Here is a 24,918-nt window from a genome sequence, read left to right as displayed (position 1 = left end):
TACCTGCTCGGCTTTTCGTCAAGATGACGAGAATGTACGGTCGATGTCATGGCCCGCACCACACCCGCCCCGTCCGCCGTACCCGACTCCGCCGGCGCGTTCCCCGTCACCGTCGACGTCGTGGCCCTCACGGTGCGCGACGGCGTCCTGCAGGCGCTCGTCGTCGACCGCCTCCTGGAGCCGTACCGCGGCCGGGCGGCGCTGCCGGGCGGGTTCGTGCTGCCGGGCGAGACCCTGGAGCAGGCGGCAGGACGGGAGCTGGAGGAGGAGACCCGGCTGACGGTTCCGGCCGGCGCGACCGGCACCGGACCGTGGCACCTGGAACAGCTCCGCACGTACGGCCCGCTCGGACGCGATCCGCGCGGCCCCGTGCTCTCGGTCGCCTATCTCCTGCTCGCGCCGGCGTTCGGGCTGCCCGCGGCCGGCGGCGACGCGGCCGAGGCCCGCTGGGTGCCCGTCGGCGAGCTCCGCGAGCGGAGCGGCGGCCTCGCCTTCGACCACGACGGCATCCTGGCCGACGGCGTCGAGCGGGCCCGCGCAAAGATCGAGTACTCCCCGCTGGCGGCCGCGTTCTGCCCGCCCGAGTTCACCGTCGCGGAGCTGCGCGGCGTCTACGAGGCGGTGTGGGGCACGCAGCTCGACGCGCGCAACTTCCACCGCAAGGCCACGGGCACCCCAGGCTTCCTGGAGCCGACGGGGCGCCTGGGCGGCGGCGGGCCCGGGCGCCCGGCCGAGCTGTTCCGGCTCGCGCCCGGCGTCGACCCGAGCGCGGCCGTGCTGCACCCGCCGCTGCTGCGGCCGGTCAGCCCTGGCCCGGCCGCGTCCTCGGCTTGAGCCGCAGGTCCGGGAGCGCGGGCGCGCGCAGCGGCCCGCTCGGATAACCCCGCACCCGGCCGAACAGCCGCCCCTCCGCGCCGTCCGCGTACCTGGTCGCACCGCCGCCCTGCACTGGGTCGAGCTCGGCGATCTGCGCCATCCAGCCGTCGCGGGCTCGCACGATGTCCTCGTGGGTGCGGCCCATGAAGTTCCACCACATGATGACGTCCTCGTCGAACGGCAGACCGCCGATCAGGACCGCGCGCGCCGGCGCCCCCGCCCCGGCGCGCACCACGAGCGCGGACCGGCCCGGCGCCACGTAGCCGAGGTTCGACGGCGGCACGGCGCTGCCCTCGAACGTCACGTCACCGGCGTCGACGAGCAGGGCGTGCTCGTGCGCCGCGTCGACGTCGATCCGCACCTCGGCGCCCGGCTCGAGGTCGATCTGCGCGCCCACGAGCGGCGTGTAGGTCGTCGCGGCCGAGGCCAGCTCCTCCCCCGCCACGGTCAGCCGCCCGATGAAGACCTGCACGACGGCGCCGTCGGCGCGCGCGACCGGGAGGTCCCCGTGGTGCTCGAAGTGCGGGTCGACCCCGAGCGCGGACCCAGGCAGCGCCGTCCACAGCTGCACGCCGTGCAGCCGGGGCGGACGCATCCCGGCGGGCGACTCCTCCGAGTGCGAGATGCCCCTGCCCGCCGTCATGAGGTTGAGCTCGCCGGGCCGGACCGTCTGCAGCGAGCCCACGGAGTCGCGGTGCAGGATCTCGCCCTCGAAGAGCCAGCTCACGGTCTGCAGCCCGGTGTGTGGGTGGGGCGGGACCTGCATGCCCTCGCTGTCGGAGACGTCGTCGGGACCGTAGTGGTCACTGAAGCACCACGCCCCCACGAGCGACCGCGCCCCCTGCGGGATGGTGCGCCGGACGTTCATCGCCCGCGGCCCGCCGAGCGGAACGTCGCGGGGGGTGAGGAGCTCGATGCCGTCGCCCTGCTCACCCGCGGCGCAGACCTGCTCGGTCGGCCGGGTCTCGAGGTTGCTCATGGGCCGAGCCTAGATCGCGCGGGAGATCCCCGGGGAGGGGCCAGGGCCCCCGGGGCAGGCCGGGGGCCCTGGCGAACCGCATACCCGTGGCCCGCGCTCGGCGCGTACCAGGGGCGCCGTGTCGACGTCACGACTCCGATGCGCCCGTCAGACCCGGATCGCCAGGCCTGTTCTGCACGAACACCTCGAACGCGGGTGGTCTTCCGGCCCCGTACAGGCACCTGTGGCGTCATCCACAGCCCGCACCGCGGTACGGGACGTCCTGTCGTTCTCCGGTCGACCATGTGTCCGATGTCCGGGCCGGTCGGTACTGCTGCAGCGCACCGCATCTGCACCCGGATCGTCGAACCACTGCCAACGTTTCTATCCGCGTGCCGCACCAGCGGCAACCGCTCCACGGTTGTAATTTTCACCCTGCGGTATTACACAGTTCTATCCACAGGAAGAACCCTGAATTTCCCACACAACACACAGGGCTGTGGATCAAATCTGTGGATAACTAATTCCATCAGACCCAGGCGCGAGATCCTGGAGCACCGCCCGTGGCCGAGTCGTTGCGTCCGTCCAGCTCCTCGGGAGTGGCGATGAAGCCGCCGTCGTCCACGACGATGCCGGCGATGCGGCCGTGGAGGGCGACGCCGAGGCGGGCGAGCGAGACGCGCATGCGCGCCCGGGCGATGACGTGCAGGCCCGACCCGTGCTCGAGCTCCAGCTCGTAGGGGTCGGCCGGCATCCAGGTGAGGCGGTAGGCGAACGGTCCGTAGCTGCGCCAGTCCAGAGCCCCGAGCGCGCGCGGCACCCGGTCGACCCGCTCGACGTCGACCACGATCGAGCCGTCGTAGGCGGTGCTGCCCGCGAGCGTGTAGCGCGGGGACCCGTCCGGCGTGACCTGCTCGGCGGACACGTCGGCGGTGGCGATGAACGACCGGAGCATGGGCAGCACGTCCGTGGGCTGCAGCGCGTGCGCGGAGTAGAGGGCCAGGTTGACGGACGCCGCGGGGTCGGGGAGCAGCGGCTGCCGGCCGTCGGCGAGCACGCCGCCGGCGGTCTTGCGCGCCGCCGCGACCATCCACTGCACGATGCGCAGCTCCTCGCCCTGCGGGAGCGCGTGGGGAAACGCGCGGGCGATCCCGTCCCGGTCGTCGTACGACGTCGGGGCGGCGCCGCGCACGTCGCGCAGGCCGTCGCTCCGCGCGATGGAGTACGCCTCCGCCTTGGTGGCGGGGATCGACAGCTCGGCGAGGTGCGCCTCGCCCACCTCGAAGGGGCCGGTCGCGACGTGCGCCTCCCCCAGGCGCATGACACCAGGAACGAGCGAGTCCGGCTGCGCCATGCCCCGGAACCGGGACCCGGCCATGCGCCGCGAGCCGGACGCGCGGGACGGTTCTCGGAGCCACGCGACCTCCGAGAACCACGCGGCGGCGAGCTCGCTGACCGCCACGGGGCCATTCGTACTGGGCAGGATCAGAATGTGACCCGAGGCGTGTTCCGCTGGAATCACGCCCGCCAGAAATGTCATGCGGGCACCTTACTGCCGGGCACTTTCGCCCATGATGCGGGCGTGTTACAGAGAGGAAACACACTCGTGACGAAGCGCTCACGGCATTGGGACAACGGACGGCGTTATTCCGCGGCATCCTCTCGGGCGCCCGATCGGCATTTCTGGGCGACTGAGTCTCAGTGCAAAGGCATGAACATCCAGCCATCGGGGCTACACAAACAGGATCTATCAGAACTTAACGCCATCTGTCGGATGAATGCGCGCGGGGTCGCCATACACACACGATCCCGCGTTCCAGTTACTGACGACGCGGGCATATGATGTCAGCATGCCCAAGATCATCGGCAAGAGCCTGCACGAGCACCGCCAGATGACGAGGCACAAGCTGTTCACCGCTCTGTCCACCCTCATGGCGGAGCGCGGGTTCGACACCATCACCCTTGCCGACATCGCCGCAGCGGCGAACGTCGGCCGGACCGCTGTCTACAACCACTTCCACGACAAGGAAGCGCTGCTCCTCGGGTTCATCACGCACGAGACGGAGCAGTACGCCCATACGCTGGAGCGCGCGCTGGACGGCGTGAGCGACCCCGTGGAACAGCTGCGTACCTACATCCGCCAGCAGGCCCAGCTCACCCGCGTCTTCCACCTCGCCCCCGGCCCGGACCTGCGGACGGTCCTGTCCCGCGCCACGCAGCAGCGCCTGCGGGAGCACGCCGACATCGTGGAGGCGATCCTGCGCCGGATCCTCACCGCCGGGATCGAGGCGGGGACGTTCCCGCCGCAGGACATCGAGCCCACGGTGCACCTGGTCAACGCCTGCCTGTCGGGGCGCCTCATCCCGGACGAGCCCGTGGCTCGCGAGCGCACGATCCGCGCCGCCGAGTCGTTCGTGCTCCGCGCCGTCGGGGCGCGAGTGCCGGAGCGCGTGCCCGCCTGAGCCGGAGGTGCAGCGCAGGGTGCGGGCCGAGGAACGAGGCACGCGCCCGGAGCGGAACCGCAGGCTCAGGCGGCAAACAAGCAGAGCCTGAGCCGTAGGTGCAGCGCAGGGTGCGGGCCGAGGAACGAGGCACGCGCCCGCAGCGGAACCGCAGGCTCAGGCGGCAAACAAGCAGAGCCTGATCAGCCCCGGGACCCTGTCGGGAACCTTCGGTGTCGGCATTTCGGGTGAAAACCCCTGTCGCCGAGGCGGTAGCCTCTGGCGCGTGCCCTCCCCCGCCGTGAACTCCGAGCCCGCGCCCGCGACGCGGCCGGCGCCGCTCGGGGGCCCGTTCACCCGGGTCGTCGCCGCCAACCTCAGCTCGAGCCTGGGCGACGGCATCGCGCGCGTCGCCGCGCCGCTGCTGGCCGCGCAGCTCACGAACGACCCGCTGCTCGTGTCCCTCGTGGCCGTCGCCGCGCTGCTGCCCTGGCTCCTGTTCGCCATCCCGGCCGGCGTGCTCGTGGACCGGATCGACCGGCGGCTCGCCCTCGCCCTGGCGGGCGGGGTCCGCGCCCTCGTGGCCGGCGGCCTCCTCGTCCTGCACCTCACGGGCGCGCTCACCATCTGGTGGCTCCTGCTCGTGGTGCTCCTGTACGGCGTGCTGGAGACGGTGTACGACGGCGCCATCCGTGCCGTGGTGCCGTCGCTCGTGGGCCGCGGCGACCTGGCCCGCGCGAACTCGCGCATCGAGGCCACCGAGATCGTGGTGCAGCAGTTCCTCTCCCAGCCGCTCACGTCCTGGCTGCTCGCGTTCTCCGCGGCCTGGGCGCTCGGGCTGAACGCCGCCGCGTACGCGGTCGCCGGCGGGCTGGCACTGGCACTGCCCGCCGTCGCGTCGGGCATCGCCGCGCGGCGGCGCCGGGCGGAACCGGCCGCTGCGCCGGACGCGGCCGGGCCGGTCGCCGAGGCGGACCAGGGCGGCGAGCCCGCCCCCGCCGCGGGCTGGCGGGCCGAGCTCGCCGCGGGGTTCCGGTTCATCTGGGCCAGCGCCATGCTCCGGCCGCTGTGGATCGTGAGCGTGCTCATCGGCATCTGCCACGCCGCCATCACGTCCACGCTGGTGCTGTTCATCCTGGAACGGCTCGACGTGCCCGAGGCCTGGTACGGCACCTTCATGCTGGCCGGTGCGCTGGGCGCCCTCACCGCCGCGGCCGTCACGGGCCGGCTCAAGGCGCGCTTCCGGACGGGGCCCGTGATGGCGGTCGCGAACGCCGTCGGGCTCGGGGCCTGGTTCCTGGCCGGTGCGTTCCCGATGGTCTGGGTGGGCGCGGTCGCGATCTTCGTCTCGTTCGGCTGCACGACGACGTGGAACGTGCTGGTCATGTCCCTGCGGCAGGCCGCGGTGCCGAACCACCTGCTCGGCCGGGTGCACGGCACCTGGCGCACCGCGCTGTGGGGTGCGATGCCGCTCGGCTCGCTCCTCGGCGGCCTGCTCGCCCGTTCGGGCTACAGCACCCCGCTGCTCGTCGGGGCGACGGCCGGCCTGGTCGTCGCCGTCGTCGGGCACCGGTACATCGCCGGCCTGCCCGACCCGGAGACCCTCGACCCCGCCTGAGGCGGAGCCTGGCGACCGACCGCGGCCGGGCCGACAGGCCCGGCCCCCTGCGGCAGGTCAGATCCAGCGCTTCCAGCGGAAGACGCCGAACAGGCCCACGCTCACCGCGAGCATCGCGACCAGCGCCGCCGGGTACCCCCACGCCCAGCCCAGCTCCGGCATGGAGTCGAAGTTCATGCCGTAGACCGTGCCCACGAGGGTCGGGGCGAACAGGATGGCCGCCCAGCCGGAGATCTTCTTGACCTCCTCGCCCTGGCGGATGCTGACCTCCGAGAGGTGCTTCATCTCCTCGTTCTGCCGCTGTGCGACGAGCGTCGCGGCCACGGTCAGGATGTCACGCAGCGCGGCGCGGAAGACCTCGATCCGGTCGGCGGCCTCGGTGAGGTGGTCCGCGACGTCGCGCAGGTAGGCCTGCAGCTCCGGGTCCACGCCGTACTTGTCGGCACCCTTGGCGAGCGAGGCGCACAGGGCCTGCTCCGGCCGCACGGCCCGCTGGAAGTCGAGCACCTCGCGGGACAGCTCGTAGACGCGCCGCGACACGTCGGGGGCACCACCCCAGACGTCGGACTCGATCTCGTCGATGTCGTGGTCCAGCCCTGCGACGACCGGCGCGTACCCGTCCACCACGCTGTCGAGGATGGCGTACAGCACCGCCTCGGGGCCGCGGGCGAGCATCTCGGGGTCCGCCTCGAGGCGCGTGCGCACCGCCGCGAGGTCGGGCGAGGCGCCGTGCCGCACGGTCACCACGAAGTCCGGGCCCACGAACACGTGCAGCTCGCCGAACTCGACCTCCTCCGCGTCGTCCAGGTAGCGGGCGGCGCGCAGCACGACGAACAGGGTGTCGCCGTAGCGCTCGATCTTGGGGCGCTGGTGCGCCTGGATGGCGTCCTCGATGGCGAGCGGGTGCAGGTCGAACTCGCGCGCGAGCGACGTCAGCTCGGTCTCCTCGGGGCGCTCCAGCCCGATCCAGGCCATGCCGCCGGGGCGGGACCGGAGCGCGCTGAAGGTCTCGGCGAGGTTGTCGTAGCCGGCGGTGCGGACGCCGTCGTCGTAGATCGCGGCGGCGACCATCGCCGAGCGCGGCTCGGGCACGACGGGGCGCGGGGCGACGTCGGGCACGCCGACGGTGCGGCGCTGGCGCAGCGCGCCGAGCAGCGGACGGGCCGGACGGGAGGGCAGGAACGTGGCCATGGGGAAACTCCTGGGGTCGAGCGCAGGAAAAAGGACTGCGAACGCACACCGCAGCAGCGGACGGCCGGGCGACCGGTGGACCTCACGCCCCGACAGGGGGCGGAGCGCACCGGTGCGTGAGAACCCGCGGACACGCGGGCAGGGGAACCGTCAGCTCAGCTGCGGTTCGGACTACTCGGAGGCTCGCTACGGGTCATGCGCGCCACCTCCTTCGTCCTGCGGCGGTCCGCCGCACCAGCTCGATCTCGACGGGGCCAGTCTAGACCCGTCGCCCCTCCGGATCGAAACCGTTCGAGAGCAACGTCACAGAACCGGTCACCAGGCGTCGTGCTCGCGGTGGTGCGGCCCCGGCGGGGTGTGGAACTCGTGCGGCGTCGGCGACAGGTAGGCGCGCGCGAACTGCAGCGAGGCGGCCAGGTCGTCGTGCCGCTCGGCGGCCGTGCGCGCCGCGCGGGTCGAGATCTCCACGCAGACGTCGCCGCTCCAGCGACGCGCCACGAGCTCCTGCAGCACCTTCTCGGCGTGCATGCTGCCGCGGCCCGGGACCAGGTGCTCGTCCCGCGCGCCGTGGTTGCCGTCGGCGAGGTGCACGTGCCTCAGCCGGTCACCGAACGTGTGCAGCAGGGTGAGCGCGTCCTGCTGGGCCACGCTCGCGTGCGACAGGTCGAGGGTCACGGCGTCGTAGTCGTGCTCGGCGGGGTCCCAGCCGGGCAGGTAGGCCTGGAACTCGCGCCGGCCGCCCCGCCAGGGGTACATGTTCTCGACGGCGATCGTGACGCCGGTGGACTCGCTCAGCTCGCGCACCTGGTCCTGGAACTGCCGCGCGTACTTGTACTGCCAGCGGAACGGCGGGTGCACCACCACCGTGCCGGCACCGAGCTCCAGCGCCATCTCCGTGGTCCGCTCCAGCTTCGCGTCCGGGGACCGGCCCCAGACCCGCTGGCTCACCAGGAGCGTCGGCGCGTGCACTGAGCGCACCGGCATGCCGTTGTCGGCGGAGAGCTTGGCGAGCGAGCGCGGGTTCTGGGTGACCTCCTCCGACCAGATCATCACCTCGATGCCGTCGTAGCCGAGCTCGGCCGCGGCCTCGAAGGCCAGCGGCACACGGCGAGGGAAGACCGACGCCGTCGAGAGCGTCACCTGCACGTCGGGTGCGGCGGGCTCCTGCGGTTCGGTCCGGATCGGTTCGGGCATGCGGGCCACCTTAAAGCGCCTTCGTAACTGAGATGTGACCGTGGGGTTCAGATGAGGTTCACGTGAGGAGACGTTCTCGCGCGAGGTCGCGCGCCGCCTGGGCGGTCGAGCACTCGAGGACGGCCCGAGCGAGCTCCACGCACTCGTCACGGGTAACGCCCGCGAGAGTACCGGCGACGTCCGCCAGCGCACGAGGTGTCATGGACAACGACGTTACGCCCAGTCCCACGAGGACGGGCGCCAGCAGCGGATCGGCCGCGGCCTCGCCGCACACCCCCACCGGAGCACCATGCAACGCCCCGCCCTCGCTCGCCACCCGGACGAGCTCGAGGACGGCGGGCTGCCACGGGGTCGACAGAACGGCGACCCCGGCCAGGTCCCGGTCGGCCGCCATCGTGTACTGCGTGAGGTCGTTGGTGCCCAGGCTCGCGAACGACACCTCGGCCAGCAGGTGCCGCGCCTGCAGCGCGGCGGCCGGCGTCTCGATCATGATCCCCGGCTGCTCCAGGCCGTGCGCCGCGCACGCCGCCGCGAAGTCGCGGGACTCGTCCACGGTCGCGACCATCGGCGCCATCACCCAGACCTCCGCGGTCTCCGCGGCGGCGGCCCGGGCGATCGCGTCGAGCTGGCGGTCCAGCACGTCCGGGTGCGCGACGGCGGTGCGCAGCCCGCGCACGCCGAGGGCCGGATTGTCCTCGTGGTCCGGCGTGAGGAACCGCAGGGGCTTGTCGGCGCCCGCGTCAAGCGTGCGGACCACCACCCGACGGCCCGGGAAATGGGACAGGACCGCCCGGTAGGCGGTCACCTGCTCCTCGACGCTCGGCTCCTCGCCCCGGCCCAGGAAGCAGAACTCGGTACGGAACAGGCCGACGCCGCGCGCACCGGCGGCCGCGGCGGCCTCGGCAGCCGCCGGGTCGGCGACGTTCGCCACGAGCTCCACCTCGGAGCCGTCGCGAGTCACGCCGCGGCCGTCGAACGTGGCGGCGGTGACCCGGCGCCGGGCGCCGGCGACGTCGTCGGCGGACGGGGCGCGCAGGACCGTGCCGAGGATGCCGTCCACCACGAGCTCCTCGCCGTCGGCGAGGTCGTTCGCCCCGGGCAGGGCGACGACGGCCGGGATGCCGAGGGCGCGCGCCAGGATGGCCATGTGCGAGGTGGGGCCGCCGCGCGCCGTGACGATCGCGGTGACCACGGCGGGGTCGAGCATCGCGGTGTCGGCGGGGGCGAGGTCGCTCGCGACGAGCACGAACGGGTGCCCCGGGTCGGGCACGCCGGGCGGTGCGGCGCCGGTGAGCGCGGCGACGATGCGGTCGCGCACGTCGCGCACGTCCCGGGCGCGCTCCGACATCGGCGGGCCGAGCGACTCGAGCTGGGACGCCACCGCCCCGGCGGCGTCCCACACGGCACGTTCCGGAGTGAGGTGGTCGTCGCGGACGCGACGGGCCGCGGCGGCGGCGAGGGTCGGGTCGGCGGCCATGGCCGCGGTGACCGCGAGGACGTCGGCCGCGGTGCCTGACGCGCGTCCCGCGCGCTCGGCGAGGTCGGCCTCCACCTGCGCGGCAGCATCCTCGACGGCACGGACGGCGTCGTCCGCGGAACCCGACAGGCGGCTCGTGCTCGGCTCGGGCACCCGGGCCGGCATCCGGACCACGGTTCCCACCGCCCGGCCCGGGCTCGCCGGGACTCCCGTGAGCCTCTCGCTCGTCATCCGTACGCTCCCTCGGGCTCGTCGTCGAGTGTCCTCGGAACGTTACACGCGACGGACGGGCCGAGCGAGACCCGGTCGCGCGGTGCGGTGTCTGACAAGATGACCGCATGGCCGAGGCCCTGAACGTCGGATCTCCCGTCGCCGGACGGGTGGTCGCGATGCGCGACGTGCCGGATCCCGTCTTCGCCGAGAGCATCGTCGGCCCGGGGCTCGCGGTCGAGCCCGACGCCGAGACCGGTGGGCGCGTCGTGGCGCCGTGCGCCGGCGTCGTGGTCAAGCTGCACCCGCACGCCTTCGTGCTGCTGGCGCCGTCCGCCGACGCCGGGCCTAACGGCGGCCGGGGCGTCCTCGTGCACCTCGGCATCGACACGGTCCAGCTCCAGGGCGAGGGCTTCACGCTGCTCGTCGAGGAGGGCGACACGGTCACGGCGGGCCAGGAGCTCGTCGTCTGGTCACCCACCACGGTGGCGGACGGCGGCCGCTCGCCCCTGGTGCCCGTCGTCGCCCTGGACCTGGGTACCGGGGCGCTCGACGAGCTGGTCCGCCCGGGCGCCGTCGTCCGGGCGGGCGACCCGCTGTTCCGCCTGGCGTGAGTTGTCAGGCCTCCCCGACGTGTCAGACGTTGTTAGACGTACAGGTCACCCGGGTGACCTGTGGGTCTGACACGTCTTAGGGTCGGGGCCATGGTGCGCACGGTGGTGTTCGACGTCGGAGAGACCCTGATCGACGAGTCCCGGATCTGGCTCCGCTGGGCGGAGCGGCTCGGGGTGCCGCCGCTGACGTTCCTGGGTGTGCTCGGCGGCTGCGCCGCGCTCGACCTGTCCCACCGGGAAGCGTTCGAGCTCCTGCGGCCCGGACTGGACTTCCAGGCCGAGGCAGCGCGCTGGGCACAGGACGACCCCGACGGGCTGCGCACCGGGTTCGACGCCGACGACCTCTACCCCGACGTCCGCCCCGCGCTGACGGCGCTGCGCGCGGCCGGTTTCGACGTCGTCATCGCCGGGAACCAGCCGCCCGAGGCGCGGGCCGCGCTGGAGGCGATGGACCTGCCCGCGAGCGCGATCCGCACGTCCGACGAGTGGGGCGTGCAGAAGCCGGAGCCGGAGTTCTTCGCGCGGGTCGCGGAGCTGTCGGGGGTCGCGCCCGAGGAGATCGCCTACGTGGGCGACCGCCTGGACAACGACGTGCTCCCCGCCGCCGACGCCGGGATGCTGCCGGTGCTGCTTCGCCGCGGGCCGTGGGGTTACCTGCACGCGCGTCGGCCCGAGGCCGCGCGTACCACCGTCATCGACTCCCTGACCGAGCTGCCGGCGGTGCTGGCGGGCTGAGCTGTCAGCCGCGGAGCGGCAGGATCAGCTCCGCGTCGCCGTCCGGCACCACGCGGACCGGGACACCCCAGTCCTGCTGGGCCAGGTGGCAGGCCGGGAAGACGTCGGGGTCCGGCTCGCCGTTCGGCAGCAGCGGCACCTGGTCGCACGACGCCGCCTTCGCGGTCACGTGCAGCACGCCCTCGGCCACGTCGGGGTTGATCACCAGGTCGCGGAACAGGTCCGTACCGCTGCCCGCACCCGAGAGCAGCAGCTCCGGCGGGGTGGCGCTGACCTGGAGCGACGTCGACGGGCCCCAGCGGTCGTCGAGCTTCTGGCCCGGGGCGGGCGCGAACGGCACGTCGAGCCGGAGCGCGCCGGCGGTCACGTCGGTGGCGGGCCGGGCGACCTTGTGCGCGCCGGAGTCGAGCACCTCGCCCGCAAGGGTCGCAGGGAGCGCCACGCGCGTGATCCGGTGCGCGGCTGACTCGACCACGAGCAGGTGCACGGCGTCGTCCGCGACCTCGACGAGCACGTCCGACGGCTCCGCGAGGTCCTTGGCCAGGGTGGTCACCTCGCCGGAGGCCGGGTCGTACCGGCGCAGCGCGCCGTTGTAGGTGTCGGCGACGACGACGCTGCCGTCCGGCAGCACGGCGACGCCGAGCGGGTGCTGCAGCAGGGCCTGGCCGGCGGCGCCGTCCCGGTGCCCGAAGTCGAAGAGGCCCTGGCCGACGGCGGTCTCGAGCGTCACCTCGGTCTCGCTGACCGGCACCACGCGGCGCAGGGCGGAGGTCTCGGCGTCGGCGAGCCACAGCGCGCCGTCGGGCGCCGCCGCGAGGCCCGAGGGCTGCGCGAACCACGCGCCCTCGCCGGGGCCGTCCTCCAGGCCCTCGTTCATGGTGCCCGCGAGCAGCGAGACCTGGTCGAGGTGCGGGCCGGGGTGGAAGTCCCACAGGGTGTGGTTCCCGGCCATCGCGACGACGAACACGCCGCGCTCGGCGGACCACTCCACGTCCCACGGCGAGGAGAGCCGGACGCTCAGCGCGTCGTACGCGTCCTCGGTGTCGAACGCGCCGACGGTGCCGGCCACGTTCTCCTGGCCGCCCACCATGAACTGCTGGCCGGTACCGGCGACGGTGCGCACGGCGCCGTCGGACAGCCGCACGCCGCGCAGCGCGTGGTTGACGGTGTCGGCGACCACGACGTCGTAGCCGAGGCTCGCCGTCCGGTCGGCAGGTACCAGGCACAGCCCGTTCGGCTCCGAGAACCGCGCCTCCTCGGGCCCGCCGTCCACCAGGCCGCGCTCGCCCGAGCCGATGCGTCGCACGAGGGTCTCGCCGTCGGGCGCGAGCTCCGCGAGGGAGTGGTGGCCGGCGTCCGCGACCAGGAGGTTGCCGTTCGGCAGGGCGAGCGCCTTGGCGGGGAAGCGCAGCGTGCCCGACGCCGGGGCGGGCGGCACGTACGGACCGGAGCCGCGGTGCAGGGTGCCCTTCCGCGCGTGCTCGGCGATCAGGTCGTCCACCAGCGCCGCGATGGCGGAGCCGTGCCCCTCCCCCGCCATCTGCGCCACGATGTAGCCCTCGGGATCGACGACCACGAGCGTCGGCCACGCCCGCGCGGTGTACGCGCCCCAGGTGACCAGCTCGGGGTCGTCGAGCACGGGGTGGCGCACCTCGTACCGCTCGACGGCGGCCGCGAGCGCGTCGGGGTCGGCCTCGTGCTCGAACTTGGGCGAGTGCACCCCGATGATCACGAGCTCGTCGCGGTGCCGCTCCTCGACCTCGCGCAGCTCGTCCAGGACGTGCAGGCAGTTGATGCAGCAGAAGGTCCAGAAGTCGAGCACCACGACCTTGCCGCGCAGCTCGGAGAGCGTGACGGTACGGCCGCCGGTGTTCAGCCAGCCGCGCCCGACGAGCTCGGACGCACGGACGCGGGGAAGGTTCTGGACGGTGGCGCTCACCGGCCCATTGTCACTCCCGGGGCGCGGCGTCCTTGCCGCCGTCCGCCCTGCGGGCACGCCACTGCTCGACCAGCGCCTTGTCGGCCCGGCGGCGGGTGAGCTCGCTCTTGTTGGAGTGCACGGCCGCACGGTGCGCGAGCAGGGCAGCGCGGTCCCGCTCGAGGGCCCACATGAGGGCCTCCCGCACGTCGGCGCGGGTCACCCGCGCGCTCCGCGTCTCGTCCATCGTCCCGATCATTCTCGCCGTTTCGTGTCCTTCGGCATCCGAAGCGGACGCCGCCAACGTTTCAAGAGGCTGCCGAGGATCTTTTGTGACACCTCGGGGCTTCCTGGCTTTCACCCGGCCATGGTTGGGTGTAGCAGAGGAACGTACCGCGCAAACCTGGCAGCGCGATATCCGTCTATCGGATGACTTTCCCGGGCAGATCGGCGTGTCGCCAACTTGCTGCCGTGTCGTGTTGGTGGGTGAGGAGAGGATCAGGGCATGGACCGCGACCAGGCCAGGAAGATGAAGGAGCAGCTCACAGCCTTCGCCCGAGAGCTAGCCGAGAAGCACGGGGCCGTGGCGACACCGCGGACGCGCGGTACGCAGACGGAGGCCGACGCCGCGGACGCCGTGCGCGCACCCACCCTGGCGCTGGGACTGGTGCCGCAGGCGGACGGCGAGTTCGGCATCGCGGTCCGCTACCGGCTCGGGATGCCGCGGGCCCGCTCGATCGTGCGCAAGGTCTCGGCGGAGATCGGGCCCACCGCCGACGTCCGCCGCACCGGCCGCATCCGGCCGGTGAGCGAGCTCGGCCCGCGCCCGCCCGCGCCGACGTCGCAGGCGGACGGCGACACCGACCGGCGGCGTCCGCTGCGGCCGGGCATCTCCATCGGCCACGTGGGCGTCACGGCGGGCACGCTCGGCGCCTTCGTGACCCGCGCGGTACCTGGCGACGGCCACCTGTACGCGCTGTCGAACTACCACGTGCTGGCCGGCTCGCCCGAGGCGCGGCCCGGCGACGTCGTCCTGCAGCCGGGGCCGGCGGACGGCGGGCTGGCGCCCGGGGACCGGATCGGCGAGCTCACCCAGGTGGTGGACCTCGACTCGACCGAGCCGTCGTACACCGACGCCGCGATCGCCCGCCTCGACCGGGTCCCGATCAGCTTCGACTACCCCGTCGGACGCGTGGTCAAGACGGCCCGCGCCCTGGGCGGCGAGATCGTCGGCAAGGTGGGCCGCACGACGTCGATCACGCGCGGGCGGGTCACGGCCATCGAGCTGGACGACGTGATCGTCGGCTACGAGGACCTCGGCGCCCTCACCTTCGACGACCAGATCGAGATCGAGAGCCTCGACGACGGGCCGTTCTCCCGGGGCGGGGACTCGGGTGCGCTCGTCTACCGGGAGGACGGCGTGGCCATCGGTCTGCTCTTCGCCGGGTCGGAGTCCGGGGGCCGCAGCGGGAAGGGACTCACGTACGCCAACCCGATCGACCAGGTCCTTGAGATACTGGGGGTGGAGCTGGCGAGGGAGCAGGCCCATCCGTTCGCATGAGGTCGGCGACGGAGCACATCCACCCGGGGCGGGCCCGGGTGCCCTCGGGTGATGTTCGGCATGCGCACCAGCGTTTCCCCCGCCGGGCGTGTCGCGATCGGCGACCCGTTCGACGGGCGTGTCGGCGCGGCGCGTCGCGGGCTACAACCCGGCTGACCTGCGACGCTGTCCGAGGTGCCGGAGTGGGCCCCGCGACCCCTTCCGGCCCCGGTGGAAGGGGGTAGACACGGGGGACACAATGGATGACCAGGAGGTGATCGGGATGGCAACACTCGACGAGGCTCGGTCGGCAAAAGCCGCATTGCGGGAAAAAGTGACCGGGCTCGACGGTGTGATCGGGGTTGGCGTCGCCCCAGAGTTCACGGCGTCAATCGGCCAGCCACCACGTGAGCACCCCGCTCGAAAGCAAGCACAGCCCGGCACGTCCGGCAGGTCGCCGGTCGAAGTTCTCTCCGAGGACGAGCTGGTCGAGCAGGTGGCAGGACCCGGCGGTAGCTGGGTGCTGCAGGTCAACGTGACGGACGCCCGTCTCGTGGACAAGATCCCCGAGGAGATCAACGACGTCGCGGTGCGCGTGCGCGTCGTCGGCGCCGTCCGGGCGGGCTGACACCCGGAGCGGCACGGAGCCGGAGCAGAGCGGACGCCGAGCGCCCGCTCCACCCCGGCGCAACGTTCGGTCAGCCGAGCGTCGCCGGCAGCTCGGGCGTCTCGCCGAGCACCCGCTCGGCGAGGAAGGCCGAGACCACCTGGTACCAGACCTTGGCGTTCTGCGGGGTCAGGATCCAGTGGTTCTCGTCCGGGTAGTACAGGAACCGGTGCACCGTCTCGCCGTCGTCGGAGGCCGGGAGGCCCGACTTCGTGAGCAGCTCGAACCACAGGCGCAGGCCCTCGCCCACCGGGACCCGGTAGTCCTTGTCCCCGTGGATCACGAGCATCGGGGTCCGGATGTCGCCCACCGCCAGGTGCGGGCTGTTCTCCAGCGCCATCTCGGGCGTCATCTCGCGCGCCCAGTAGAACGAGGCGTCCGTGGTGGGGCCGAACTGGTCCAGCGCCCACAGGCTCGCGTGCGTCACGACGGCCTGGAACCGGTCGGTGTGCCCGGCGACCCAGTTGGCCATGTAGCCACCGAACGAGCCGCCCATCGCGGCCGTGCGGGTCTCGTCGATCTCGGGCAGCGCCTCGGCGGCGTCCGTGATCGCCATCAGGTCCGTGAACGGCGCCCTGCCCCAGGCACCCCAGCCGCGCTGCACGAACTCCTGGCCGTACCCGGTCGACAGCGCCGGGTCCGGCAGCAGCACCGCGTAGCCCTGAGCGACCATCAGCCAGGGGTTCCAGCGCCAGCTCCACGCGTTCCACGAGCCCAGCGGTCCGCCGTGGATCCACAGCAGGAGCGGCGCCTTGGCGTCCGGGCCGACGTCGGCGGGCAGCGCGAGCCAGGCGCGCACGCGCGTGCCGTCCTCGGCAGTGGTCTCGACCTCGGTCAGCGTGCCCGGCAGCGCCGGGGCCGGCACCGGCGAGCGCAGGAGGGTCGCCGCGACCGGCGTCCGCTCCCCCGCGGCGCCTGACGCGGTGAACGCCGCCAGGTCCACGCGGACCGGCTCGGCGGGCGCCGCGTAGGAGCTCCGCAGCGCGAAGAGGGTCGCGCCGTCGGGGGTGACGTTCAGGTCGGAGAAGACGGCGTCGTCGGAGGTCACCTTCTCGACGATCACGTCGGCGCCGGGCAGCGCCCCCGAGAACGTGAGCAGGAAGACCGGGCCGCGGCCGTCGTCGTCGGCCTGGACCAGCAGGCCGCTGCCGTCCGGGAGCCACGTCGGGCGGCCGGGCCAGCGGTCCCAGTCGTCCGCGAGGACCACCGGCTCCGCCGAGCCGTCCGTCGGCACCAGGGCGAGCCGGATCACGGGCGCCTCGTCCGGGGACGAGATCGACTCGGTCACGTAGGCCACCCAGGCGCCGTCGGGCGAGATGCGCGGGGCGCCCGTGTCGGCGTCCGGGTCGTCCACGAGGACGCGCCGCTCGCCGGTGGCGGTGTCGTGCACGACCAGGGTGCCGCGCACGGCAGCGCCCGGGTCGCTGACGCTCCAGGTGGTCACGAGGGTCGTGCCGTCGGCGGACAGGTCCGCGGCGTGGTCCGTCAGGTAGCGACCCGGACCCGTGAGGTCACGCAGGTGGAGGTGCCTGCCCGACGTCTCCTCGACGGCCGCCGGGGTGGCGCCCTCGCCACGCGGGGCCGTCGGCAGCGGCGCCGCCGGCTCGTCCACGAGCGACGCGAGGTCGCCGACGAGGCGTCGCTCCTCGTCCGGGCCGAGGTCGTGGTCCCAGAGCCGCACGGGGTAACCCGTGTGCAGGATCGCCGAGACCTTCTGGTCCTTGCGGGCCTTGCGGAGCTCGGCGTCCTGCGCGAGGTCCTTCGCGGAGGGCAGGAGGCTCGCGCCGACACTCACCGTGTCGGCGTCACGCGCCGCGAGCGGGCCGGAGACGCCGCTCTGCGGGGCGGCGATGACGCGGGCCTCGCCGCCGCCCGCCGGCAGGAGCCAGAGGGCCGACCTGGGCTCGTCGGCGTCCTTGCCGTCGGGGTCGGGCCGGGCCGAGGTGAACAGGAGGTCGCCGGACCGCGTGAAGACGGCGGACGACTCGCCCTTCGCTGACCGGGTCAGCCGGCGTGCCGGTGCCTCGCCCGCCGGGTCCACCTCCCAGAGGGCGGTGCGGTAAGCGGTGCGCTCGCCGTCGAGCGTCTGCAGGGTGGCGACGATGCGGGTGCCGTCCGGACTGGCGGTGAGGCCGGTGAGGCGCGGGATCGCCACGTACCGGTCGAGGTCGTGGAACGGGGTCTGCGGGGTCTGCGGAGATTCGCTCACGCGGCCGTCCTATCACGCCGGAGCGCCCGGCGACATGAGTTTTCAGACGGCGACGACCGAGCGGGTGACCTGAATACCGTTTTCCAGCTGTTGCATATATGCAATGGCGTTTGAGCGTGCACGACCATCCTTCAGATGTGAATATCGCGCGATGGGACAGACGGCCGGGGACTCGCCGGCGGGTTTCACGCTGCATGCGTGGGTGGACGAGTCGATGAAACAGCAGTATGGAGCGGCGGACGGGATGTACCTGCTCGCGGCGGTGGTCGGGGACCCCGAGATGTGCGAGCCCGCGCGTGATGCGCTGCGAGAACTGGTGCGCAAGCGGGGCGGCCGCCTGCACTGGAGGCAGGAGGAGGGTCCTCGCCGCGCCAAGATCGCGGCGGCGATCGGGACGCAGGACCTCGCCTGCAGTGTCGTCGTCGGTGTGCCGATCGCACCGCGACGCCAGGAGCGTGCGCGCCGGAAGTGCATGGAGCGGCTTCTCTTCGAGCTGGAGCGGATCGGCGTCTCGCACGTCTGGCTTGAGGCGAGATCTGCACTGCTCAACCGCCGGGACGTCGAGCTGGTGGACGCTCTGCGCGCCCGCGGGACGCTCGTGTCAAATACCCGGATCGAGCACTCGCCGCCGGACGACGAACCGATGCTATGGGCGGCCGATGCCGTCGCCGGGGCGGTTTCCCGGGCCCGGCAGGGACTCGACCTCGATATCCGAACGGCACTCGGAGAGGTGGACGAGATTGACCTCGAGCTGTCCTAGAAAGCGCGAGAGCCGGGGTCCTGACCTACATCAGGAGTTCCCGGCCTCACTTCCGTTCCCTCAGCGGGGGAAGGCTCGTGCCCAGGATAGGCCACGTCCATCGGATCCGTCACCCGAACGAGCGCCGTCGGGTGGCGCTCAGCCCTCGCCGCGTCTCGCGGCCTGCTCCGCCTTCTTGGCCAGCATCTCGTTGTAGGCCTCGAGCTCGGCGTCGCCGTCCCGCTCCGCCTTGCGGTCGGTGCGCCGGGCCTCGCGGGCGTCGGACTTGGTCCAGGAGATCGCGACGGCGACGGCGAGGAGCAGCGTGGGCAGCTCGCCGATGCCCCACGCGACCGCGCCCCCCTTCTGCTGGTCCACGATGGCGCTCGGGCCCCACGGGCGGCCCATGAGCCCGAACCAGTCGGGGACGAGCAGCGCGGTGCCGGACGTGAGCGTCACGCCGAAGAACGCGTGGAACGCCATGGTGGCGAACAGCAGCACGAGTCGCATCGGGTAGCCCGGCCGGCTGGGGCCGGGGTCGATGCCGATCAGCGCGTTGGCGAAGAGGTACCCCACCAGCGTGAAGTGCAGGATCATCCACAGGTGGCCCGCATACGTGGTCAGCGCCAGCTCGAACAGGGGCGTGAAGTAGAAGACGATCATGCCGCCCGCGAACAGGACCGCCGCCACGATCGGGTTGGCCAGGAACCGGCCGAACGCGGAGTGCACCAGCAGGAGCACCCACTCGCGCGGGCCGCGGGAGTCGTCCTTGCGCGCGGGGACCGCCCGCAGCAGCAGGGTGACCGGCGCGGCCAGCACGAGGAACAGCGGCACCACCATCGCCAGGATCATGTGCTGCACCATGTGGGCGCTGAACAGCACGTGGCCGTACGCGGCGGCACCGCCGTTGGTGGCCCAGAAGAGCACCACGATGCCGAGGCACCACGAGACGGTGCGGCCGACGGGCCACGCGTCCCCGCGGGCACGCAGCCGGAGCGTCCAGCGCACGTACACGATCAGGGCGGCCGCGCACGCGAACGCCATGATGACGTCCCACTGGAACTCGGTGAGCCACCGCAGCGCCGTCGGCTCGGGCGGCAGCGGGTGGCCGGTGACGATCTCGGCCGGGGTCGGGTCGGTGATCGCGTCGTCGGGCACGGGAGGCGCCGTGGAGCCGAGGGCCACCGCCACGCCGGACACGGCGCCCATCACGGCGACCTCCACCGCCGCGAGGCGCCAGAACAGGCCGACCGCCGCGTTCCGCGTGGTGCCGGCGGTCAGGCGCGCGACGACGGTGCTGCGGTGCAGCCAGCCCAGGCCGCCCAGCACGATCAGCAGCACGGCCTTGACCACGATCAGGAGGCCGTAGTCGGTGCCGAGCCCGTCCAGCGACCCGATCCGGATCCAGGCGCTGACCAGGCCGGAGACGGCGACGGCCGCGAAACACCAGATCGCGATCGCGGAGTAGCGCCGGATCACGTCGGCGGTCGCGGCGTGCCGCAGCCCGACGAGGACGATCGCGGCCAGCCCGCCGATCCACAGGGCGGCGCCGCCCAGGTGCAGGAACAGGGCGGAGATCGCGAGGTCGTGGCTGGCCGCGCCGGCGGCATGGCCCGTGGAGGACTGCATGCCGAGGGCGACCAGCGGCAGCGCCATCGTGCACAGGGCGCCGACCGGGCCCCGCACGAGGAGCGCGACGGCGGCGGTGAGCGCGGCGACGATCACGATGCCCAGGTACGTGCGGCCCACCGGGATGGTCGAGACGTACTCCATCAGGGCGGGGCCGAACGTCGGTGAGTCCAGGGGCAGGTACGTGGACCACGAGAACCGCAGCACGAGCTGCACCAGCGCCGCGACGGTCCACACCCCGGCGGCGACGCCCGCGACCCCGATCGCGCGGTCCACCAGCGGTCCGCGCGGCAGCACCCAGGCCGCCAGCGCGAGCGCGCCGACGGTCACGGCCACGGACAGCTCGGTGGTCACCGTCGCGACGGGCACGCCCCAGCGCACGAGGACACCCGGGTCGGCGAAGTTGGCGAACGCGGTGAACGCCCCGGAGAACGCACCGGCCGCGAAGAGGGCGGCCAGGGCCACGAGCCCTGCCACGGGCAGGGCCACACCGAGCCACGAGGGGCTGGTCGGGCCGCTCTCGGTGGCCTTCCGCGCGGTTCTGCTGGTCCCGTTGCGGGCGTCGGTGGGTGTCACCCGTCCAGCCTAGGCGCGCCGGACAGCGGTTCTGACCGTCCACGGACATCCCGTTGACCACACCGGGGGCATACCGCCACCGGGACTTTCGAAGAAATTCAGGAAAAGTTGGGAGGGATTATGCACCAAACCCAACCCTTTAGCCCTCTTCTGCGTTGTGACCAGTGTGGACCTCGCGAACATCATCACCGAGACCGACGACTCCGTGCCGTGCTCGGAACAGCCCGAGCTCTGGTTCGCGGAGCATCCGGCGGACCTCGAGGAGGCGAAGCGCGCCTGCGCCGCCTGCCCGCTCAAGGCCCAGTGCCTGGCGGGCGCACTCGCACGCCGCGAGCCGTGGGGCGTGTGGGGCGGAGAGATCGTCGTGGACGGCACCGTACGCAGCCGCAAGCGTCGTCGTGGACGCCCGCGCTCGATCGGTGGCATGCGCGTGGCATGACGGCCGCGTGAGCACCAGACGTCGCCCGGGGCACGGCGGCCGAGTCCGGCCGCCGTGAATGTCGGAGCAGTGCGCCCGTCCGTACCGCGGATCGCCCAGACCGATCCGGGCAGGCGCACTGCTCCGGCCGCGCCACGACTTGGATCGTTCCAGGGCATGGGCCCGCAGACGTGTCAGACCCCCAGGTCACCCGGGTGACCTGGGGGTCTGACACGTTCAGGTGGTGCGGATCAGCTCCAGACGAGGCCGCGCGAGGGGTCCTCGAGCACCCGCGCGACGTCGGACAGGAACCGGGCGCCCAGCTCGCCGTCCGCCAGCCGGTGGTCGAAGCTGAAGCTCAGCGTGGTCACCCAGCGCGGCTTCACCTTGCCCTTGTGCACCCACGGCTGCTTGCGGATCGCGCCGAAGGCGAGGATGCCCGACTCCCCCGGGTTGAGGATCGGCGTCCCCGTGTCGATGCCGAAGACACCCAGGTTGGTGATGGTGATGGTGCCGTCGGACATGTCCGTGACCGAGGTGCGCCCGGCCCGCGCGGTCGCTGTCAGCCCCGCGAGCGCCTTGGCGATGCCGAGCAGGTCGAGCGTGTGCGCGTCCTTGATGTTCGGCACCACGAGCCCCCGCGGGGTGGCCGCGGCGATGCCCAGGTTCACGTAGTGCTTGTAGACGATCTCCTGGGCCGCGTCGTCCCACGAGGCGTTGATCTGCGGGTGCCGCTTCACGGCGAGCAGCACCGCCTTGGCCGCCACGAGCAGAGGCGTCACCTTGACGTCCGTGAAGTCGCGGTCCTCCTTGAGCGCGGCCACGAGCTTCATCGTCCTGCTGACGTCGACGGTGTGCAGCACCGTCACGTGCGGCGCGGTGAAGGCGCTGGCCACCATCGCCTCGGCCGTGCGCTTGCGCACGGACCGTACCGGGACACGTGTCTGGCGCCCGTCGGACGAGACGACGCCCTGGGCGAGCCACGGCTCGTCGTCGGGGTAGCTGGTCAGCTTCTGCACCGACGAGCGCTCGGCGTGGGCGACCACGTCCTCGCGCGTCACGATGCCGCCGGGACCTGACGCGTGCACGCCCGCCAGGTCCACGCCCAGGTCCTTGGCGAGCTTACGGACGGGCGGCTTGGCGAGCACGCGGGCGCGTGCGGCCGTCGTCGTCCCGGTGTCCGACGGCGGGGCCGCCACCGGGGCGGGTGCCGGAGCCGGCGGGGCCGCCACGGCCGCGACCGGAGCCGCGGTCGGGGCGGCCGCCGCCACCTGGTGCCGGCGACGCCGTCCGCTCGCCTTCGCCTCGGCGGTGCCGTAGCCGACGAGCACGGACCCGGAGCTCTCCTCCTGGGCGCCCGCGGCGGCCGGTGCCGCCGCCGCGGAGGAGGTGCCGTTCGACGCGGGGGCGGGCGCGCCGGCGCCGTCGGACACCGTGATCTCGATGATCGGGGTGCCGACGTCGACGGTGGTGCCCGACTCCACGAGGAGTGCGGAGACGGTCCCGTTCCAGGGCGACGGCAGGTCGACGAGCGACTTCGCCGTCTCGATCTCGACGATCGTCTGGTTGACCTCGACGGTGTCGCCCACGGCGACCTGCCACTCGACGATCTCGGCCTCGGTGAGCCCCTCACCGACGTCGGGGAGCGGGAACCTCTGGATGTTCAAGCTCACTCTCGGTTCACTCCTGGGTCAGTGCGCGAAGGCACGGTCGACGGCGTCGAGCACACGGTCCACGCTGGGCAGGTACTCGTGCTCGTGCTTGGCCACGGGGTACGGGGTGTGGAAGCCGCCCACGCGGAGCACGGGCGCCTCCAGCGCGTAGAAGCACTCCTCCGTGACCCGGGCCGCGATCTCGGCGCCGGCGCCGAAGAACACGGGGGCCTCGTGGATCACGACGCAGCGGCCGGTCTTGCGCACGCTCGCCACCACGGCAGCGGTGTCGATCGGCGAGATGGCGCGCAGGTCGATCACCTCGGCGGACCGGCCCTCCTCCGCGAGCGCGTCGGCGGTCTTGAGCGCGGTCACGACGGACGGCCCGTAGGCGACGAGCGTGACGTCGGTGCCCTGGCGGACCACCTGCGCGGCGTTGAGCGTGTCGGTGCCGAGCGGGGTGTCGAGGTCGACCGCGCCCTTGCCCCAGTAGCGGCTCTTCGGCTCAAAGAACAGCACGGGGTCCGGGGAGGCGATGGCCTCCTGGATCATCGTGTACGCGTCCTGCGGGGTGCTCGGCGAGACCACGCGCAGCCCGGCGGTGTGCGCGAACAGCGCCTCCGGGCTCTCGCCGTGGTGCTCGACGCCACCGATGCCGCCGCCGTACGGGATGCGGATGACGACGGGCATCTGCACCGCGCCGCGCGTCCGGTTGTGGATCTTGGAGAGCTGCGTGGTGATCTGGTTGAACGCCGGGAAGACGAACCCGTCGAACTGGATCTCGCAGACGGGCCGGTAGCCGCGCATGGCCAGGCCGATGGCGGTGCCGACGATGCCGGACTCCGCCAGCGGGGTGTCCACGACCCGCCGCTCGCCGAACTCCGCCTGCAGGCCGTCGGTCACGCGGAAGACGCCGCCCAGCGGGCCGATGTCCTCGCCCATGAGCATGACCTTGTCGTCACGCCGCATCGCGGCGCGCAGGCCCTCGTTGATCGCCTTGCCGAGCGACAGCGTCTGGGTGCCCGACGCCGGTTCCGCGGCGCCGCCGGTGGTGTGCGTTCGTTCCGCCATGGTTGTCATCGTGCGCCTCCCTGCGCTGAGTCCGCGATCGCGTACTGGGGAGCCGGCGGGTCACCGGCGTCGTAGGCCTCGTACCAGGCCCGCTCGGCGGCGACGACGCCGTGCGGGGTGGCGTAGACGTCGTCGAAGGTGCTGGAGACGGCAGGGCCGCCGTCGAGGGCGCGGACGCCGGTGCGCAGCTTCGCGCCCAGCTCGTCCCCCGCGGCCTTGATCTCGGCCTCGAAGTCGTCGTCGAGCCCGCCCTCGGCGCGCAGCAGGGCGCCGAGGCGGTCGATCGGGTCGCGACGCCGCCACTGCTCCTCCTGCTCGGAGGTGCGATACCGGGTCGGGTCGTCGGACGTCGTGTGCGCGCCCATGCGGTAGGTGAACGCCTCGATGAAACTCGGGCCCTCGCCGAGGCGGGCGCGCTCGAGCGCCTCCTGCGTCGCCGCGTACACGGCGAGCACGTCGTTGCCGTCGACGCGCAGGCTCGGCATGCCGAACGCCTCGCCGCGCTTGTAGAGCGGACCCTTGGTCTGCCGGGTCGTCGGCTCGGAGATGGCCCACTGGTTGTTCTGCAGGAAGAAGACGACCGGGGCGTTGTTCACGGCCGCGTAGACCATGGCCTCGTTGACGTCGCCCTGCGAGGTGGCGCCGTCGCCGAAGTACGTGATCACCGCGGTGCCGTCGGTCTTGTCGAGCGGGGTGTCGTCCCGCTGGACGCCCATCGCGTAGCCGGCGGCGTGCAGCGTGTGCGCGCCGATCACGATGGTGTAGACCGCCGTGTTGTGCTCGGTGGGGTTCCACCCACCGTGGTCCGAACCGCGGAAGAACCGCAGCCGGTCGACAGGGTCCAGCCCACGGACGTGCAGCACCCCGTGCTCCCGGTAGGACGGGAAGACGTAGTCCTGCGGCCGCAGTGCGTAGGCGCTGCCGACCTGCGCGGCCTCCTGGCCACGAGCAGGTGCGAACAGGGCGAGCTCGCCCTGCCGCTGGAGCGAGGTCGCCTCGTCGTCGAAACGACGAGTCAGGACCATGTCGCGGTACATGCCACGGAGGTCTTCCGTGGTCAGGGTCGCGGCGCGGTCGCGATAGCCCTTGGTCCCGCGCGTCGTGACGCGGTTCCCTTGGGGATCGAGTAGCTGCAACGTCGGGATCGCCTCGTTGGAGCCGTTGGTGGTAGTCACACTTTCCTCC

21 protein-coding genes are annotated in these 24,918 nt (G+C 72.9%); 9 read left to right on the top strand and 12 right to left on the bottom strand.

The annotated features are described in order from the left end of the window. Positions 1-48: 48 nt before the first annotated feature. Positions 49-834, top strand: a complete 786-nt coding sequence (locus tag ACZ7LE_RS28345; RefSeq protein WP_470406542.1) for an NUDIX hydrolase — start codon at positions 49-51, stop codon at positions 832-834. On the opposite strand, the gene ACZ7LE_RS28340 is transcribed toward ACZ7LE_RS28345, so the two are convergent. Both ACZ7LE_RS28340 and ACZ7LE_RS28335 read right to left on the bottom strand, forming a co-directional pair. Further along, positions 803-1,855 (bottom strand): pirin family protein, encoded by a 1,053-nt coding sequence (locus ACZ7LE_RS28340; protein WP_470406541.1) that lies wholly within the window; start codon positions 1,853-1,855, stop codon positions 803-805. The two genes, ACZ7LE_RS28345 and ACZ7LE_RS28340, sit on opposite strands and share 32 nt — an antisense overlap. A 508-nt stretch (positions 1,856-2,363) precedes the next feature. Beyond that, positions 2,364-3,296, bottom strand: coding sequence for a hypothetical protein (locus ACZ7LE_RS28335; protein ID WP_470406540.1), 933 nt, complete (start codon positions 3,294-3,296; stop codon positions 2,364-2,366). Positions 3,297-3,684: 388 nt separating this feature from the next. Here ACZ7LE_RS28335 and ACZ7LE_RS28330 point away from each other — a divergent pair, with 388 nt between their 5' ends. Both ACZ7LE_RS28330 and ACZ7LE_RS28325 read left to right on the top strand, forming a co-directional pair. After that, on the top strand, positions 3,685-4,296 hold the full coding sequence (locus ACZ7LE_RS28330; RefSeq protein ID WP_285106540.1) for a TetR/AcrR family transcriptional regulator: 612 nt from the start codon (positions 3,685-3,687) through the stop codon (positions 4,294-4,296). 265 nt (positions 4,297-4,561) lie between these two features. Beyond that, on the top strand, positions 4,562-5,893 hold the full coding sequence (locus ACZ7LE_RS28325) for an MFS transporter (RefSeq protein WP_470406539.1): 1,332 nt from the start codon (positions 4,562-4,564) through the stop codon (positions 5,891-5,893). Between the two features lie 57 nt (positions 5,894-5,950). Here ACZ7LE_RS28325 and ACZ7LE_RS28320 read toward each other — a convergent pair whose 3' ends face one another. From ACZ7LE_RS28320 to ptsP, 3 genes are all read right to left on the bottom strand, one after another. After that, entirely contained in the window at positions 5,951-7,084 is a 1,134-nt protein-coding gene (locus tag ACZ7LE_RS28320) for a magnesium and cobalt transport protein CorA (RefSeq protein WP_470406538.1), read from the bottom strand. 315 nt (positions 7,085-7,399) lie between these two features. Continuing rightward, positions 7,400-8,278, bottom strand: coding sequence for a sugar phosphate isomerase/epimerase family protein (locus ACZ7LE_RS28315; RefSeq protein WP_470406537.1), 879 nt, complete (start codon positions 8,276-8,278; stop codon positions 7,400-7,402). A 58-nt stretch (positions 8,279-8,336) separates the two neighbouring features. Beyond that, positions 8,337-9,986, bottom strand: coding sequence for a phosphoenolpyruvate--protein phosphotransferase (gene ptsP, locus ACZ7LE_RS28310; protein ID WP_470406536.1), 1,650 nt, complete (start codon positions 9,984-9,986; stop codon positions 8,337-8,339). 107 nt (positions 9,987-10,093) lie between these two features. Here ptsP and ACZ7LE_RS28305 point away from each other — a divergent pair, with 107 nt between their 5' ends. Beyond that, positions 10,094-10,579 (top strand): PTS sugar transporter subunit IIA, encoded by a 486-nt coding sequence (locus tag ACZ7LE_RS28305; RefSeq protein ID WP_470406535.1) that lies wholly within the window; start codon positions 10,094-10,096, stop codon positions 10,577-10,579. A 90-nt stretch (positions 10,580-10,669) separates the two neighbouring features. Next, positions 10,670-11,314, top strand: a complete 645-nt coding sequence (locus ACZ7LE_RS28300; protein ID WP_470406534.1) for an HAD family hydrolase — start codon at positions 10,670-10,672, stop codon at positions 11,312-11,314. A 4-nt stretch (positions 11,315-11,318) separates the two neighbouring features. Here the strand turns inward: ACZ7LE_RS28300 and ACZ7LE_RS28295 are convergent, their stop codons facing one another. Then, positions 11,319-13,253 (bottom strand): NHL domain-containing thioredoxin family protein, encoded by a 1,935-nt coding sequence (locus ACZ7LE_RS28295; RefSeq protein ID WP_470406533.1) that lies wholly within the window; start codon positions 13,251-13,253, stop codon positions 11,319-11,321. 10 nt (positions 13,254-13,263) lie between these two features. Then, on the bottom strand, positions 13,264-13,479 hold the full coding sequence (locus ACZ7LE_RS28290; RefSeq protein WP_470406532.1) for a hypothetical protein: 216 nt from the start codon (positions 13,477-13,479) through the stop codon (positions 13,264-13,266). A gap of 258 nt (positions 13,480-13,737) precedes the next feature. Here ACZ7LE_RS28290 and ACZ7LE_RS28285 point away from each other — a divergent pair, with 258 nt between their 5' ends. Both ACZ7LE_RS28285 and ACZ7LE_RS28280 read left to right on the top strand, forming a co-directional pair. Beyond that, positions 13,738-14,793 (top strand): chymotrypsin family serine protease, encoded by a 1,056-nt coding sequence (locus tag ACZ7LE_RS28285; RefSeq protein ID WP_470406531.1) that lies wholly within the window; start codon positions 13,738-13,740, stop codon positions 14,791-14,793. Positions 14,794-15,031: 238 nt separating this feature from the next. After that, positions 15,032-15,400 carry a hypothetical protein gene (locus ACZ7LE_RS28280; RefSeq protein WP_397390013.1) on the top strand — a complete coding sequence of 123 codons (369 nt, stop codon included), beginning with the start codon at positions 15,032-15,034 and terminating at the stop codon, positions 15,398-15,400. 70 nt (positions 15,401-15,470) lie between these two features. On the opposite strand, the gene ACZ7LE_RS28275 is transcribed toward ACZ7LE_RS28280, so the two are convergent. Continuing rightward, positions 15,471-17,648 (bottom strand): S9 family peptidase, encoded by a 2,178-nt coding sequence (locus ACZ7LE_RS28275; protein ID WP_470406530.1) that lies wholly within the window; start codon positions 17,646-17,648, stop codon positions 15,471-15,473. 151 nt (positions 17,649-17,799) lie between these two features. Between ACZ7LE_RS28275 and ACZ7LE_RS28270 the strand changes: the two genes are divergently transcribed. Next, on the top strand, positions 17,800-18,408 hold the full coding sequence (locus ACZ7LE_RS28270; RefSeq protein WP_470406529.1) for a hypothetical protein: 609 nt from the start codon (positions 17,800-17,802) through the stop codon (positions 18,406-18,408). Positions 18,409-18,546: 138 nt separating this feature from the next. Here the strand turns inward: ACZ7LE_RS28270 and ACZ7LE_RS28265 are convergent, their stop codons facing one another. Further along, positions 18,547-20,592 (bottom strand): bifunctional copper resistance protein CopD/cytochrome c oxidase assembly protein, encoded by a 2,046-nt coding sequence (locus ACZ7LE_RS28265; protein WP_470406528.1) that lies wholly within the window; start codon positions 20,590-20,592, stop codon positions 18,547-18,549. A 157-nt stretch (positions 20,593-20,749) separates the two neighbouring features. Between ACZ7LE_RS28265 and ACZ7LE_RS28260 the strand changes: the two genes are divergently transcribed. Continuing rightward, positions 20,750-21,031, top strand: a complete 282-nt coding sequence (locus ACZ7LE_RS28260) for a WhiB family transcriptional regulator (protein ID WP_312877184.1) — start codon at positions 20,750-20,752, stop codon at positions 21,029-21,031. A 230-nt stretch (positions 21,032-21,261) separates the two neighbouring features. Here ACZ7LE_RS28260 and ACZ7LE_RS28255 read toward each other — a convergent pair whose 3' ends face one another. Genes ACZ7LE_RS28255 through pdhA form a run of 3 tightly spaced genes read right to left on the bottom strand, consistent with a single transcriptional unit; the run spans position 21,262 to position 24,908 of the window. Next, complete coding sequence (locus ACZ7LE_RS28255) at positions 21,262-22,677, bottom strand: dihydrolipoamide acetyltransferase family protein (RefSeq protein ID WP_470406527.1); 1,416 nt, start codon at positions 22,675-22,677, stop codon at positions 21,262-21,264. Positions 22,678-22,701: 24 nt separating this feature from the next. Continuing rightward, positions 22,702-23,733 carry an alpha-ketoacid dehydrogenase subunit beta gene (locus ACZ7LE_RS28250; RefSeq protein WP_470406526.1) on the bottom strand — a complete coding sequence of 344 codons (1,032 nt, stop codon included), beginning with the start codon at positions 23,731-23,733 and terminating at the stop codon, positions 22,702-22,704. A 5-nt stretch (positions 23,734-23,738) separates the two neighbouring features. Then, the gene (gene pdhA / locus ACZ7LE_RS28245) at positions 23,739-24,908 is read right to left on the bottom strand and encodes a pyruvate dehydrogenase (acetyl-transferring) E1 component subunit alpha (RefSeq protein WP_470406525.1); all 1,170 of its coding nucleotides are present in this window, start codon (positions 24,906-24,908) and stop codon (positions 23,739-23,741) included. Between the last annotated feature and the right edge of the window lie 10 nt (positions 24,909-24,918).

The organism is Promicromonospora sp. NPDC110617 (assembly GCF_055598465.1).
The sequence above is the reverse complement of the archived record's forward strand: the minus strand, read 5'-3'. Positions and strand labels throughout refer to the sequence as shown.

Coding starts and splice junctions, on each gene's coding strand:
- ACZ7LE_RS28270 (WP_470406529.1), top strand. CDS start 17,800: ATGGGACAGACGGCCGGGGACTCGCCGGCGGGTTTCACGCTGCATGCG.
- ACZ7LE_RS28320 (WP_470406538.1), bottom strand. CDS start 7,084: ATGGCCACGTTCCTGCCCTCCCGTCCGGCCCGTCCGCTGCTCGGCGCG.
- ACZ7LE_RS28300 (WP_470406534.1), top strand. CDS start 10,670: ATGGTGCGCACGGTGGTGTTCGACGTCGGAGAGACCCTGATCGACGAG.
- ACZ7LE_RS28290 (WP_470406532.1), bottom strand. CDS start 13,479: ATGGACGAGACGCGGAGCGCGCGGGTGACCCGCGCCGACGTGCGGGAG.
- ACZ7LE_RS28345 (WP_470406542.1), top strand. CDS start 49: ATGGCCCGCACCACACCCGCCCCGTCCGCCGTACCCGACTCCGCCGGC.
- ACZ7LE_RS28315 (WP_470406537.1), bottom strand. CDS start 8,278: ATGCCCGAACCGATCCGGACCGAACCGCAGGAGCCCGCCGCACCCGAC.
- ACZ7LE_RS28305 (WP_470406535.1), top strand. CDS start 10,094: ATGGCCGAGGCCCTGAACGTCGGATCTCCCGTCGCCGGACGGGTGGTC.
- ACZ7LE_RS28330 (WP_285106540.1), top strand. CDS start 3,685: ATGCCCAAGATCATCGGCAAGAGCCTGCACGAGCACCGCCAGATGACG.
- ACZ7LE_RS28280 (WP_397390013.1), top strand. CDS start 15,032: ATGGATGACCAGGAGGTGATCGGGATGGCAACACTCGACGAGGCTCGG.
- ptsP (WP_470406536.1), bottom strand. CDS start 9,986: ATGACGAGCGAGAGGCTCACGGGAGTCCCGGCGAGCCCGGGCCGGGCG.
- ACZ7LE_RS28250 (WP_470406526.1), bottom strand. CDS start 23,733: ATGGCGGAACGAACGCACACCACCGGCGGCGCCGCGGAACCGGCGTCG.
- ACZ7LE_RS28285 (WP_470406531.1), top strand. CDS start 13,738: ATGGACCGCGACCAGGCCAGGAAGATGAAGGAGCAGCTCACAGCCTTC.
- ACZ7LE_RS28340 (WP_470406541.1), bottom strand. CDS start 1,855: ATGAGCAACCTCGAGACCCGGCCGACCGAGCAGGTCTGCGCCGCGGGT.